The 15,238-nt window shown below is 58.8% G+C and carries 4 protein-coding genes and 4 pseudogenes; 3 read left to right on the top strand and 5 right to left on the bottom strand.

The genetic code is table 11. The features are described 5' to 3' along the window. Positions 1–176: 176 nt before the first annotated feature. Positions 177–7,790 (bottom strand): non-ribosomal peptide synthetase, encoded by a 7,614-nt coding sequence (locus tag NKJ58_RS29285; protein WP_352854528.1) that lies wholly within the window; start codon positions 7,788–7,790, stop codon positions 177–179. 607 nt (positions 7,791–8,397) lie between these two features. Here NKJ58_RS29285 and NKJ58_RS29280 point away from each other — a divergent pair. Next, positions 8,398–9,164 (top strand): annotated as a pseudogene (locus NKJ58_RS29280) (IS6 family transposase). Between the two features lie 143 nt (positions 9,165–9,307). Beyond that, a complete protein-coding gene (locus tag NKJ58_RS29275) occupies positions 9,308–10,336 on the top strand; it encodes a hypothetical protein (RefSeq protein ID WP_352854526.1) in 1,029 nt (342 codons plus the stop codon). Here NKJ58_RS29275 and NKJ58_RS29270 read toward each other — a convergent pair. From NKJ58_RS29270 to NKJ58_RS29260, 3 genes and pseudogenes are all read right to left on the bottom strand, one after another. After that, positions 10,330–10,851, bottom strand: a complete 522-nt coding sequence (locus NKJ58_RS29270; protein WP_352854525.1) for a hypothetical protein — start codon at positions 10,849–10,851, stop codon at positions 10,330–10,332. The genes NKJ58_RS29275 and NKJ58_RS29270 overlap by 7 nt on opposite strands. A 43-nt stretch (positions 10,852–10,894) precedes the next feature. Beyond that, positions 10,895–11,080, bottom strand: a pseudogene (locus NKJ58_RS29265) (IS3 family transposase); the annotation flags it as partial. A gap of 398 nt (positions 11,081–11,478) precedes the next feature. After that, positions 11,479–12,043, bottom strand: a pseudogene (locus tag NKJ58_RS29260) (IS6 family transposase); the annotation flags it as partial. A 144-nt stretch (positions 12,044–12,187) separates the two neighbouring features. Between NKJ58_RS29260 and NKJ58_RS29255 the strand changes: the two are divergent. Then, positions 12,188–12,286: pseudogene (locus NKJ58_RS29255) on the top strand (IS6 family transposase); the annotation flags it as partial. Between the two features lie 260 nt (positions 12,287–12,546). Here NKJ58_RS29255 and NKJ58_RS29250 read toward each other — a convergent pair. Next, positions 12,547–15,162 carry an HAD family hydrolase gene (locus tag NKJ58_RS29250; RefSeq protein WP_352854523.1) on the bottom strand — a complete coding sequence of 872 codons (2,616 nt, stop codon included), beginning with the start codon at positions 15,160–15,162 and terminating at the stop codon, positions 12,547–12,549. Between the last annotated feature and the right edge of the window lie 76 nt (positions 15,163–15,238).

Below are 15,238 nucleotides of genomic sequence, written 5' to 3'. Positions count from 1 at the left end.
ATCCGGCTTCAGAGATCGTGCATACCGTCGCGAGCCAAACGAAAAGAGTCCGTTGTCGGGTGTAGGTTGGCACCCGTATTTATTCGGTTAGATGCTCTCATCGCCTCTCGCGGTAAGGAGCAAGCAAGTTCATGGGTGGTAAGAGTTGGGGCGGGGCAAGCGCGTCACGTCACCTCTCAATAGCGTGTGTTGTCTGCGAAACTGTTTAAGGCTCTTGATAACATGCGTGCCAGCTCTTTGCGGTTTTCTGGGTTTACAATCATCGTGTCGTGATTGCCTGGGACTGGAACTGCATGGATGGCCGCCGCACTCAAAATTCGGTCCCAGCCGCGCATGAGCGATCTTGCCTCTGGGCCAATTGAGCTCTCGCCCAGTCGCACACGACGGCTGAGGAAAGGATCAGCTGCATAAAACTGATGAATCTCAATTGGCAGGGACGGAACTTGATACGACTGCAGCGCCCTATGAAATTGGGCGATTCTTTCAAACATCAGAACGTCATCGTGGAGATCACGATCCGGAGGTATCGCCCCAATTTTTTGTGCCTTTTCAAGCAGCTGAGTAATTGAACATTGTCCAGCAAAGCGTTCCAACACTTCGAAGCTTTCATCATCCAAGGATTCGAAACGTTCCAATACGATATTTCGGACGATCTGAGAGGGGGATATGCTCGGTGGATTTGCAACTAGCGTAACATCGATGAACGCCATGAAAGACACGACTTTATCCAGACCCAGTAAGCGCTGGGCTATGGCGTAAGCCAAGATGCCACCCGAGCAGTATCCTGCAAAGCGGTATGGACCTTGCGGCTGAATTTCTTTGATTGCCAGTATGACCGTGTCAGCAATCGCTTCAAGGGACAGTGAACGAGCTTCATCGGAAGACGGCCATGGCAAAGCATAGACGGGACAGTCTATGTTCATTTCCTTTACCAAACTGATGACATAGGAACAATCGCCCTCACCGTCGGGAACAAAGAAGAGCGGCGGTTGAGATCCTGTCACACGAACGGGTAGAATGCCAGGTCTATGACGGTGAAAGTCAATCTCGACCCTCGATGCAAGCTCCTTCAGGACAGGAGCATGAAAGAGTTCAGCCGCGCTAAACTTCAGTCCAAGATCTGATGCTCGGCTGAGTAGCTGCACCGCCAAGAGCGAGTGTCCGCCGAGTTCGAAGAAGTGGTCATGGCGTCCGACCCGCTCGACACCCAGAAGCTCCGCCCAGATCTGCGCCAGCGCCGTCTCGACCTCGCCGCGCGGCGCCTCATAGGTCGCCCGCGCATGGGCGTCGTCGGCCGGCGAAGGCAGTGCCTTGCGGTCGAGCTTGCCGTTCGGCGTCAGCGGCAGCGCCTCGATCCGCACGTACGCAGCCGGCACCATGTAGTCCGGCAGCCGCCCGCTCACATGCGCGCGCAAGGCGGCGGCAAGCCCGCCTCCATCGTCCTCGTCCGAGCCGGCATTGGGTCCACACACCACATAGGCGACAAGCTGCTTGTCGCCGGCGCGGTCCTCGTGCGCCACTACCGCCGCCTCACGCACCCGGTCGTGCTCACAAAGCCGCGCGGCGATCTCGCCCGGCTCGATGCGGAAGCCGCGGATCTTCACCTGGTCGTCATTGCGGCCGAGGAACTCCAGATTGCCGTCCGGCAGATAACGCGCCAGGTCGCCGGTCCGGTACATCCGCGCGCCTGCCCCATCGCTGAACGGATCGGCCAGAAACCGCTCCGCCGTCAGCTCGGGGCGGTTCAGGTAGCCACGCGCAACGCCTGCCCCGCCAATGTAAAGCTCACCCACCGCCCCAAACGGCACGGGCGCACCTTGACCGTCCAGAAGATACACCCGCGTGTTCGCTATCGGACGCCCGATCGGGACAACTGGCCTGTCTAATCCAGCGGAATACACCCAGGCGGTCGCGTCAATCGTTGCCTCACTAGGCCCATAGAGATTGACAAGTGGCCGCGATGCCAATTGCAGCCATTTAGCTACATGCTCATTCCGGAGCGGCTCTCCGCCGCAGAATGTGTAACGTAAACTACGGACTTGCTTGGGATGAACGTCATCACCCGTTGTCAATGCCGAAAGCAGCGACGGAACCAACTGAAGTACTGTCACCCGATACTTATTTACTATATCCAGAATTGCTCGGACATCTAATTGGCTGTCGAAGGGGAGAAGAGTTAATTGGGCCCCAATCGACAAGGCTGTCCATAGCTCCCAAACCGCGGCATCAAAAGAGGGGGAGGTTCGCTGCAAGAAAATGTCGTGGGCAGCAAGCCGGAATCGATCCGCCTGCCAAGTTGTGTGATTCACCACTCCCCGGTGCTCGACCATAACGCCCTTTGGGGTTCCGGTTGAGCCTGAGGTGTAGATCACATAGGCGAGATGGCGCGCGGTGAGGCCAAGGGTGCGCGGGTCCGGGTTCGAGGCCGGCAACTCGGCCCAGGCCGGGGTCGCCGTATCCAGTTCGACCACACTCACATCGGCCAGCGCCTCGGCGCCCAGTGCTGCGCGTCCGGCCGCATCGGCCAGCAACAGGTTCGGGGCGGCATCGCCGAGAACCTGCCGCAGCCGCTGAGACGGATAGGCCGGGTCCAGCGGCAGATAGGCACCCCCCGCCTTGAGGATCGCCAAAAGTCCCACCACCATCGCCAGGCTGCGCTCCAGGCAGATCGCCACCGGCTGGTCCGGCTTCACACCCAGTGCGATCAGATGATGCGCCAGCCTGTTGGCGCGCGCGTTGAGCTCGCCATAGCTCAGGCGCTCGTCCTGGCAGACCACCGCCACCGCCTCCGGCGCCTGGCGCACCTGCTGCTCGAACAGCTCGTGGATGCACCGCTCCGACGGATAGGCCGCCGCCGTCCGGTTCAATTCCTCCAAAAGATAGGCCCGCTCGTCGGCCGGCAAGATGTCCAGGTTGCGCACCGGCGTATTGGGGGCATGCTCCAGCGCCTCAGCCAGTTGCTCGAGCGCACGCTGCATGTAGCCGCAGATCCGGTTCGCAGACAACGGCTCCGCCACCTGCGCCGTCAGGCCGAGCGCCTCGCCAAAGTCCTCCACCGACAAGGTCAGCGGATAGTTGGTGCGCTCCTCGCTGCCCAGCCATTCCACGCCGGACCGACCATCCTCCGTCCCGGAACCGGCCATGCGCTCCGGCGTGTTGTGGCGGTAGTTCAGCAGCGCGCCGAAAAGCGGCGCCGGCGCCGCAACGCCGCTGAAGCGTTGCGCCACCGCCAGCGAGGCATGCTCATGCGCCAGCAGCTCGGAAAGCCGGCGATGCGTTGCCCGCACACTTTCCTCGACTCCGGTGCCGTCGAGGTCGAGGCGCACAGGCAAGGTGTTGATGAACAGGCCCATGGCGCGGTCGGCGCCGGCACCGGCATGCATGCGGCCGAACAGCACCGTGCCGAACACCACCTGCTGACGCCCGCTGCTCAGCGCCACCACCTGCCCCCAGGCCAGATGGCACAGGCTGGCCAGGCTCACCCCTAGCCGCCGCGCCTGGGCCCGCAGCCGATCGTTGAGCGCCTGCGGCAGCATCCGATGCGCCTCGCCAACCCCGCTGCCGTCGCCATGGACCTCGCTCAGCCCGAACGGCAGCGTCGGCTCGTCGATGTCGGCCAGCATCGCCCGGAAGAACTCTTCATGCGCCTTGGCATCGACCCCCAGCCGCGCCTGCGCCACCAGCTTGCGGAACGGCTGCGGTGCGGCGAGCTCATGCCCGCGACCTTCCAGCACGGCCCGCACCTCGGCATGCATGACCTCCAGCGTCGTGTGATCGCCGATCAGATGGTGCAGCAGCTCCAACAGCAGCCAGCGCACGCTGCCCGGCTCACGCGCGATCACAAACCGCAACAACGGCGCCCGGCCAAGGTCGATTCGGTACTGGCGCGGATCGAACCGCCGCTTCAGCTGCTCGGAACCGGGAACGCCATCCTCATCCAGCTCGACCTCGCGCACCTCCAGGGCCGCCTTGCGCCACACCACCTGCGCCGGGCTCGACAGACCCTCCCAGACAAAGGCCGTGCGCAGAATGTCGTGACGATCCACCACCTGCTGAACCGCACCAAGATAGCGCTCCAACAGGCCACGATCGGCGAAGGCCATCTGCGAGACCAGCAGGTAGGGATCGCCCCGCCCGGCCAGAAAATGATGGAACAGGATGCCGTCCTGCAGCGGCGACAGGCAATAGATATCCTGGATGTTGCCGACCCCGCCCTGCACCGTGGCGACGATCCGGTCGATCTCCGGCTGGGTAAGATCGATCAGCGGCAGCATCCGCGGCGTGATCGCAGTGCTCTGCTCGCCGATCAGGTTGGCCGGCACCGCCACCTCGCGATGGCTGCCAAGGCTGGCGGCCAGATCGCAAAGCACCGGCCGGGCGAACAGGGTGCGCACCTCCACCCCGAGCGACAGCCGCCGCAGCCGCTCCATCAGCTGCACGGCCAACAGCGAGTGGCCGCCGAGCTCGAAGAAGTGGTCGTGGCGGCCGACCCGCTCAAGGCCGAGCAGCTCTTGCCAGATCCGGGCCAGCAGCGTCTCGACCTCGCCCTGCGGCGCTTCGTAGGCGGTGCGCGCATAGGCCTTGTCGTCGGGGGCCGGCAGCGCCTGGCGGTCGAGCTTGCCGTTCGGTGTCAGCGGCAGCCCATCCAGCCGCACGAAGGCCGACGGCACCATGTAGTCCGGCAGCTGCTCGCTGACATGACCGCGCAAGGCGCCAGCAACTCCGCTTCCATCGTCCTCGTCCGAGCCGGCATCGGGCACACACACCACATAGGCGACAAGCTGCTTGTCACCGGCGCGGTCCTCACGCGCCACCACCACCGCCTCGCGCACCCATTCATGCTCGTTCAACCGTGCGGCGACCTCGCCCGGCTCGATGCGGAAGCCGCGGATCTTCACCTGGTCGTCGTTGCGGCCCAGGAACTCCATATTGCCGTCCGGCAGGTAGCGCACCAGATCGCCGGTCCGGTACAGCCGATCGCCGTCCACAAAGGGACTGGCGATGAACCGCTCCGCCGTCAGCTCGGGACGGTTGAGGTAGCCACGCGCAACGCCTGCCCCGCCGATGTAAAGCTCACCCACCGTCCCGAACGGAACGGGCGCACCATGACCATCCAGCAGGTACACCCGCGTGTTCGCAATCGGACGGCCAATCGGGATCGAGCTTAACCCCTCGACAGCTTCAGACATTGCGAATGTCGCACACCCAACCGTCGCTTCTGTCGGACCAAAATGATTGATCAGGCGCACGGCCGGAAAACGCTCTTGCCAAAACTGTATATCCGCCGGGATTAATGTCTCGCCCCCGATCATGAGCGCTCTGGTCGGCGCCGGCCCTTTATACCCTTCAAGCCTCTTGTTCAGCAGGCTAAGATGCGAAGGCGTCAGCTTGACAAGATCATAGGTCTGATTCTCGTCGACACCAAGCGCATCCATTTGGGCAATGGAGTTGGCAAGACGAATCTTGGTACCCGCGAGCAAAGGCCCGAATAAGGTTGTGATACTGCCGTCAAAGCTGAACGACAGCAGCATCGGCGAGCCGTTCAACGCTCCTTCGTAGTGGCTGCGATCCGACCAATGCAAGTAGTTCACCAGACTTCCATGCTCGACCATGACGCCCTTTGGGGTTCCGGTTGAGCCTGAGGTGTAGATCACATAGGCGAGATGGCGCGCGGTGAGGCCAAGGGTGCGCGGGTCCGGGTTCGAGGCCGGCAACTCGGCCCAGGCCGGGGTCGCCGTATCCAGTTCGACCACACTCACATCGGCCAGCGCCTCGGCGCCCAGTGCTGCGCGTCCGGCCGCATCGGCCAGCAACAGGTTCGGGGCGGCATCGCCGAGAACCTGCCGCAGCCGCTGAGACGGATAGGCCGGGTCCAGCGGCAGATAGGCACCCCCCGCCTTGAGGATCGCCAAAAGTCCCACCACCATCGCCAGGCTGCGCTCCAGGCAGATCGCCACCGGCTGGTCCGGCTTCACACCCAGTGCGATCAGATGATGCGCCAGCCTGTTGGCGCGCGCGTTGAGCTCGCCATAGCTCAGGCGCTCGTCCTGGCAGACCACCGCCACCGCCTCCGGCGCCTGGCGCACCTGCTGCTCGAACAGCTCGTGGATGCACCGCTCCGACGGATAGGCCGCCGCCGTCCGGTTCAATTCCTCCAAAAGATAGGCCCGCTCGTCGGCCGGCAGCAGCTCAACCCGGCCGACCGGCTGCCCTGCATCGGCCGTCACACCATATAACAAAGTTTGCAAATGCTGTGTCATACGGCCGATTTGCTTCGGCGCTAGTCGACTTGCATCAAAGTGCCATCGAAAGCTCCCGTCCTGAACGCAGACCTCAAATGTCAGCAAATCGCCGCATAGGCCTGCCCCAGCACTTTGGCTCGACGTCAAATCACCAGGGACGGAACAGCTGTCTGTCGTCATTGTGAGGCCAATCGGCCAGGGCTGGTGCGACCGTAGGGGCTCCACACTTCCCACTGTGGGCAAGCGCGCGATAAGATCCCGCGCAAAGCTACCGCGCTCCCTCAACTGAGCGCATTCGGCTGCCACCGTTTTGCGCAGTTCTTCAAAATCATGTGCAAGATCAATGGTAACTTCCATCGGCGCGACAGAGGCGATAAGCACCCCCCTCGCTTTAGAGCCAACTTGCGATCTATCCGATGCAGGCGTCCATCCCAGTTGAAGCTCTGTTTCTCCCGTGATGCGGGCGAGATAGATCAGCCAAGCCGTTACCAAGCATTCCGTGCGATCATGTGGCGCCAGCTTAGCCAAAGCACTTGGAATGAACCACGAACTCGATTGCCATCTGGGCGGCGCCTCAGCCGCGGACGACGACAGGAAAGGAAGCTGCAATATTTTAAACTGCTCTAGCCGCTGTCGCCAAAAATCCTCCCGAGGCGCCAGCAATTCATGGGTGGCAGTTATGCTCCGCGCCTCATCATCGCTTAAGATCGGAAGGCGATCACCTTCATCCACATCAAAGTGCCTGGCGAGGGCTCGCGCGTCTAGAACCTGACCAACTAAGCTGCCAAAGCAAACATCAATATCCTGCGTACCCGTCGCCACACGCCAATGGCTGGAGTGGATTTCAAGCAGGCAACCTGCCGGAAAGCCCGAGCGTTTAGGCAGCACCTCCAGGCATCTGACTGTGACAACCCCATCGCCTACGAGAGCCTTGGGCAAACACAATGGATTGGGATGATATGGCCCAAAATCTAGGGCCCGCGTCATCGCTGACAGATCTTGCGCGGATCGATCCCATCGCAGACAGCCTGCCGCATCTGGGCGTCGACGTCTCGGAAAATAGCTTCTGTTCCGCAGCGCCTGCGGATAAGCAATAAGCTTCCCGCTCTTGAGGCCAGTTAAAAGCTCGCGGAAACCGTCGAGAGCTGCCTCATAACATTTGAGGTTCAGGGTCAGTGCCGTATCGGTAGGCGCAATCAGCACTTGGCGTTGGACCACGACGTCACCCGTATCAACACCATCATCGATACGATGCCACGTGATGGCATGTTCGGTCTCTTGCGCCAGCAGCGCCCAGGACGTCGCGTGCGTTCCTGCATATCGTGGCAATGGACCGTCGTGGTAGTTGAAAGCAGCTCGACGCACTTGCCCAAACACGTCCGGTGGCAATATCAGCGGATTGGCGACGGAGAAAATCCAATCCACCGGCTCAGCCTTCAAAAGAGAGCAGAGTTCTTCAACGCTCGCCATGCGGGGGATGTTGGCGCGAGCCGCCCACTCTGCAAATTTGGCATCGCCACACAGGGCCGCGCCAATGACGTGGCCCATCTCAATTGCCAGCTGAGCGCAGCTGATAGCAAGCGTACCACTGCCAACAAAGACGCTGGAGGAGATCGATTGCGCTGCAGCATGCCTATCCTGATCGCCTGGTTCGCAAGCGCCTGCGCGCACTGGAGAAGACCGATTTGCCATCTTCACCCCTCCAGCAGTCCACCCAGTAGGCCGGGCAGTGCCCGACCCAGGCGTCGCGGCACGTAGCGGCCCAAACTAATCACACTGGTTCGGATTTGCTCGGGGGTAACAGCGCCCACAGTCGCTTGTGTTATATGGCGTGCTTTGACGGTAACGAAACTATTGCGCGGAGCCACATCTTCCCCAAGTGCCCGGCAACCACCCAGGGCTCCAAATATCGTCTCCGGCAGCATCGCAGCTGCCAGCTTAACCTCGTCCGAGTCTCCGGTGGGCGTGATCATCGGTCGACCTCTCCTCAGTCTATGCGCCTTGTAGAGGACTACGCATGTACCGTGCCAAAGGAGAAATCGTTCTCAACCAATGTGATAGCCTAACACTGCTATGTTGCTTATCGGACATCGTCGGACATAGGACGATTGAGCGCTGTCAATCGACCGTTCAATTGCGGATCGCTGTCAAGCATCTGCCGCGGCGTTATCAACTTAACTCGCGTTCAGGGATTTGCGGCATAGACCGATGGCATGAACACCGCGACCGTCAGCTACAACCGCCATCGTTTCCCGCCGCAGATCATCGCCAATGCAGTCTGGCTCTACTACAGGTTCCCCTTGAGCCTGCGTCTGGTCGAGGAAATGCGGCTGGAGCGCGGGATCGTGGTTTCGTATGAGACAATCCGCCGGTGGGGCATCAAGTTCGGTCCGGATTACGCTCGCCGCTTGCGCCGCAAGCAGCACAGCCGAAACGATGTCTGGCACCTGGACGAGATCGTCATCACCATTGCCGGCAGGAAACACTGGTTGTGGTGGTGGCGCGCCGTCGACCAGGATGGCCATGTGCTCGACGACATCGTCCAGAACCGCCGCAATACCAAAGCGGCCAAGCGCTTGCTGACGAGGCTGCTGAAGAAGCAAGGCATCTCGCCGAAGCGCAGATCACCGACAAGCTGCTGCGCTCCTATGGAGCAGCCAGGCGATAGGTGATGCCGCACGTCGAGCATTGGTCGCACAAGGGATTGAACAACCGGGCGGAGAATGCACATGCGCCGCTGCGAAAACGGGAGCGGATGAGCAAGGCTTCCGATCACCAGGAGCACTGTAACGCTTCGTTTCGATGTTTTCGGCTCTGCGCAATCTCTTCGTCCCGCCCCGCTCAAAACGCTCCGCTCTGGCTACACATATTCACCGCCTGCAGGCCACGGCGGAATGGAAAGCTGCGGCCATGGTCAGCTGACATCAGCGGCCGCAGGTCTCAACGCGTGTATTGCTCGTAATATTAGATTATTGCATTCTTGCAAATAATGACTTAGCGTAGGCGCTGCTTCTTCACGCAATCGGTTGCGATTTCGGGCGTCAAAGAAAATCTAGAGGATTCGCATGACCATAAGACTGCTTCACCAGACCGACCTGTTTCGTCCCTATATCGATCCGGACGATCACTGGGACCTTGCTTGCGTCTATGCTCTTGCCGCATCGGGCCAACTCGAACTCGGCGGCGTACTGGTTGACTTCCCGCCCAATCACTATCCGGGCCGCAGTCCCGACGTCACCGGCATTGCGCAGCTAAGCTACCTCACGGGGTTGCCGACCCATATGGCTGTCGGTTCATCGGTTCCCTACACGCATGACCGGGCGTCGCTTGCTACCCTTTCCAGGCGCGACCGCGCCGGCGCGGAGTTTCTCCTCCGCTATCTTCGCGGCAGCGAAGGGCCGGCCTATATCAGCATCGTAGGTTCCTGCCGCGATCTCGCCATTGCGGCCAAGCTTGATCCGGATCTCTTCCGTAACAAATGCGCAGGCATCTACCTCAACGCCGGCACGGGCCATCCCGATGTCGCGAAGCAGGGAGGGATAGAGTACAATGTCGAACTAAATGCAGCCGCGTACGCGGCCACGTTCGACATACCCTGCCCGATTTACTGGATGCCATGCTTCGAGACCATTTGGCAGGAGGCGGAGGGAACGGTCGAGCGGTATGGTACTTTATACCGTTTCAAGCAGCGCGACATTCTGTCAAAGTTGTCGCCGGCCCTCCAAAGCTACTTCACCTATTCCCTCGAAGGGCGGACAGATGCACGCTACCTACAGCCGCTGCTGGCACCCCGGAGCGACGTACCGAGCTTCGTGACCTTTCGTGCCGATCGTGATATGTGGTGCACCGCCGGGTTTTTCCACATGGTGTCTCAAGCCGTGGACAAGGCGGGCAACATCATTCCAAGTTCCAACACGGACGATGCGGTTTTTGGCTTCCGTCCCGTCGACATCAAATGCGATCCGAATGAGGTGCCGACGTGGACGGACGCCGATGCAGAGTCAAATCGGTTCTTGTTTGAGGTGAAGGATCTCGATAGCTATGCTAGCGCCATGACCCTCGCCATGACGACGCTACTGGGGAATATTCAGTAGTCGCAAGCCGAAATGGCGGCCATTGCAATTTCGAGACCTTTCCGCCGCTGGTGATCGTCGCGAACGAGTGGTTTTGGCGCTGTAGCGGGGCCCTCGCCGTGGCCGCGAAGCGAAAAATCGGCGCTATCACCACGTGTTATCCTGGCTGCGTTGCGGCGCAGCCAGGAAGCTGGTTGGGCAACGAACCTCCCAGTTGCCACCGGCCTTCCGGCCCCGTCGCGAGGACGGCCTCCTCCGTTCAAGCTATGGCTCTGCGGTGGCTTCCAGCGCCAATGGAGAACCGCTAAGTTAAACTCCAGCTCAATCACGAGGATGGCGCGAAGCCGTGGCGCGGCAGCCAGTAGCGCTTCGTCAAAACACTCATATCCCGCTATCACGACCTCAGCTTCAGCGATTGCGTCCACTAGCTGCTTGCGATCACAGAACCACTCGCCGGCTGCCCAGCCGAGCAAATTAAGCTCGCTGATTTCGCGGAGCGAGGCGATGCCTTCCGGGCTAAGATCTGCTGTCGCCAAGACGCGAGGTCGGCCACTAATCAATCTGATGGCGTCGGTGCTGCTAGGTGTTTAGTCCCAAGGTTTGATGGGTTGGATCGAGCCTGAATCGTTCGGGCTCTTTTGTCCAGATTTTGCAGATGTATTCAAAGGGCGTGAGGCCCTTGAGGGTCTTCAGTCGACGGCCGAAATTATAGGCTAAGACGAAATCGGCGAGATGCTGGCGCAGTTGGTCATGGCTCTCGTAGTTCAGTGCGAACTAACTATTTTCAATCGCGATACGTGAGTTGCGCAGTTTGCCTGAGCAGATGATCGTGACGTCTGCATTGCGCGATGACGCCTCCGCGAGTGCGCGCCGGGCAACCGCATCAAGGTTTCGCAGCGAAAACCAATGAGTATTGAGGCTGCGCCTTTGCGGACTGCCGCGAGAATGGCTGGCGTGCCATTGGCCGTAGCCAGTATCGCGGAGCGACCCGACAGATCGAGTCGGGACAGGAGGGATGGCGAGGGCTCATGATCGGATCCGAGGGCCGTTGATCCGTCGTCCAGCTCCGCGCAAATAACGCCATTCTCGCCCACGGCGGCGCGCGACGCAGGCGATGTCACGTTGTCTGCATATACACGCGTTGAGACCTGCGGCCGCTGATGTCAGCTGACCATGGCCGCAGCTTTCCATTCCGCCGTGGCCTGCAGGCGGTGAATATGTGTAGCCAGAGCGGAGCGTTTTGAGCGGGGCGGGACGAAGAGATTGCGCAGAGCCGAAAACATCGAAACGAAGTGCATGCTCCGCCCGGTTGTTCAATCCCTTGTGCGACCAATGCTCGACGTGCGGCATCACCTGTCGCCTGGCTGCTCCATAGGAGCGCAGCAGCTTGTCGGTGATCATGCGCTTCGGCGAGATGCCTTGCTTCTTCAGCAGCCGCGTCAGCAAGCGCTTGGCCGCTTTGGTATTGCGGCGGTTCTGGACGATGTCGTCGAGCACATGGCCATCCTGGTCGACGGCGCGCCACCACCACAACCAGTGTTTCCTGCCGGCAATGGTGATGACGATCTTGTCCAGGTGCCAGACATCGTTTCGGCTGTGCTGCTTGCGGCGCAAGCGGCGAGCGTAATCCGGACCGAACTTGATGCCCCACCGGCGGATTGTCTCATACGAAACCACGATCCCGCGCTCCAGCCGCATTTCCTCGACCAGACGCGCATTCGTCAGGAAAAGTTTGGTTGTGCTGTTGATCGCGGCCAGCATTCGTCTTTGGATGGGCTTGCCAGACTGATCGACTGGTGCCGATCGATCAGGTCCTTTGTGGGCGTTATCAACTTAACTCGCGTTCAGGGATTTGCGGCATAGACCGATGGCATGAACACCGCGACCGTCAGCTACAACCGCCATCGTTTCCCGCCGCAGATCATCGCCAATGCAGTCTGGCTCTACTACAGGTTCCCCTTGAGCCTGCGCCGACGTGACATCGGATCCCTCAATCCAATGTACTGATGGAGAGCATGACAGGTCAACACGCCAATCCAGACACCCGCGCACTGGTCATCTAGCCTCCAAAGGTGAGATGTTTTGGCAACCTCACTTTGCCACCGTGCCGGCCCCACACAGGATCTGAACAGTTCGCCAGTTGTATCGTCGCCGCCGCGCACTCGCTATCCTCCGAATCCCTTCGGAGCCAGTGAATCACCGTTGCGCAGACGGCATGAATTTTCCTCCCTTTATTGCGAATCGCCTCGACTCCGCAGCGGATCAGATGCCCTCGAAACCAATGGGCGAAAGATCATATTGTAGCAATGAGGCGAGTTGAACTGTTGCAAATCAACGGGACGTATTGTCGCGACACTTGCCTGTGACAGGCATTGGTAAATCTCTCCCTCCCTGTTGATTTCTTCCAAATAGAGAGAGCTCAACACATTTCTACACACGCTTGTTGCACCACATAAAAGTTGTATATCTGCGATCTGCAACCATTCGTAGTGCTCTCCCAGGAGCATTTTTACACTGGTGCCGCTTACATATGGCAGCATCATGGAGAAATATCCGTCATGCAGATGGTGTGCCCTAAGCAAGAGGGCCTTGGACTCGTGTATGCTCCCTATCGCGACTTTCAGAGGTGAAAATCGCACATTCATATCTTCTGGTCTTAGATCAAGCTGAAATCTTCTTTGCACCAGACCACTGAATGTGAAGTCAAGCCCCGAGCTGCGCGTTTCATATGCGCCCTGCCGAGACGGTGAGGGCAGGCACCTCGCAATGTTCCCAGCATTTTCTAGATGATAAATCCTCTCCTTGCGACCTGGTTCCCTAAAATTGTCGTGCTCGAAGTCCTTCAAATATTCCAACTCCGCTTCAGTAGGCATATAGGTCTGACGAAATAGAGCTGCATGGGCAGCCTGCTGCAAAATAGAATACTCGTGCGTCACGCTCGTCTTGGTAAAAAACGTTTTCGTATCATTAATGAACCGCAAGCATTCCGCCTGTACATTGGCGACCTTCTCGTACTGCTTATCGCTAAACATGGTGTCGCCAAGAATCGGCACGCCGTACAAGTCATAATCTTCAAGTGCTCCCTCCTTAACAGTGCAGCATTGCTCAAATAGTCTGGGCCAACAGGGCGACGTAATGAGCGCTTTGCTGTTCGCCGCACGGTAAGGTTCGTCGGAGCCAACCACATAGCGCCCCAGTATGTCGACTTTAAATTCTTCTTTGAAGGTGCGAGCCAAATATTCCTGCGTAGTGCCAATATAGCCTGTGTCTGCCAGGATAATGGTATCGCCTTCCTCCAACTCCAATTCCTTTGACATATAGCGCATCAAGCGCGCACGCAAAGCAAAGGAGTTCTTGAATATCAACTCCAACACATCGTCGTCGTGCAGCAACTGATGGAACGCCGTTCGTGGATCGTCAGATTGATGAGCGATCCGTATTAACAATTCCGTCACTTCCGGCGGAAGCAAAAGCTGTTTTGCAGTGGCATGAAGATTGTCAGTTTCGGGCTTGATCCCGCTGATGTAATAATCGACATCGGCGCGGGTTTTGAACGAGGCCGCGCGAGCAACGAAGTTGCGGATTCGTACCAGCGTGCCGACCGGTTTGCCCGCATAGGCTTCACAGGCGGCTGAAAGAAGATAAGCCCCACGCAACATAAAGAAAACTCTTACTCGCTTGCCCCGCTGTTGTAGTGTCTCCACCTCGTCCATAAGAAAACGGGCATAAGCATATAGCACGGGGCCGAACGACATGTAGCCGATCACTGTCTCAGGCGCATACGGCTTCAGGTTTGCTACCGAAAAAATTGGTCGAAATGGACTATAGCGTGGAATGACAACCGCTTCCGGTGCGGGTTGTTCGAGTACAATCAACGAAGATGCCGCGTTCTGTAGGCGCAAGAAGTCTGCGACCTCACGATCAAACTGTAGAAAATGCAGCGCACGTACGCCCAATTTCCGCGGCGCTTGCGCATCGGCTACGTCATTGTCCCCGATGTGGAGTAGTTGCGATGCAGGAACGCCACACTCTTTGATTACAATCTGAAAAAGGGCATGTCTCTTCGACGTCCCATAATCGACAGAGCAGTAAATCTTGCTGATTGCCTGCATAGCGTCCGCAGGCAAATGCCGAGCCAAGAGGCGCCTTAACTCGCCTGAGCGCAAATACATGTCGCTCACGACGATAATTTTGATACCACGGGTGTGCGCCAGCCTGATCAGTTCTACGTACGGTGAGAATGCAAAGCAAACATTCATTTCGGTTCGGAGTTCCGCCTCGGCCAATAGCTCCCGTTCCTCACAAGAAAGCGATGTAAAAATCCGATAAATATCAGCGATATCGATCTCCCTGGATCCGTTCTCCAAAGGCTTCGCTCGATAGGCACGCGCAGCAGCGCTAATGCGTTGGTGAGGAGTAATCCCGAACCTTCGCCCGACGGGATTATTGGCCAGCTCAGCAAAAACGTCTTCGGGTGTCGCTGTTTTGCGCCATAGCAACGTATCGAAGCAGTCGAGTGAGAGTACCTTTATCGAAGCGCCAAAGTCGTCCAGAATAGTTGGGATATCGTTGGCCGTTATTTGCGCCGTATGGTGAGTGTGACGCACGTTGCTGGAGAGAAGGCAATCCTCCGGCTTTTGCCATTGGTTGATCTCTTCTATTAGATGTCCTCCGTATGGAAACATTGCATCAGAGTGACCGATAAACCGATAGACGTCGTCTCCGGCGGAAATATGCGACACGAAGCTAGGAGCAAACATATCCTCAATAGGTAACCTTCCGGAAGACTGCTGATTAATATCGGCTTGCTTTATCTTGGCGACCAAGCGCTCTAGTATAAGCTGCATTGTGTTTCTCCTTCGCGCAAGTGCAATCTGTCTGGCTGAGAACTTCTCACTTGTCGTCCACTCTCGGGTCTAGGCC

The sequence above is a fragment of the Mesorhizobium sp. M0139 genome (assembly GCF_040322455.1).
Taxonomy (GTDB): Bacteria; Pseudomonadota; Alphaproteobacteria; order Rhizobiales; family Rhizobiaceae; genus Mesorhizobium.
This window is presented reverse-complemented; position numbering and strand designations above follow the sequence as displayed.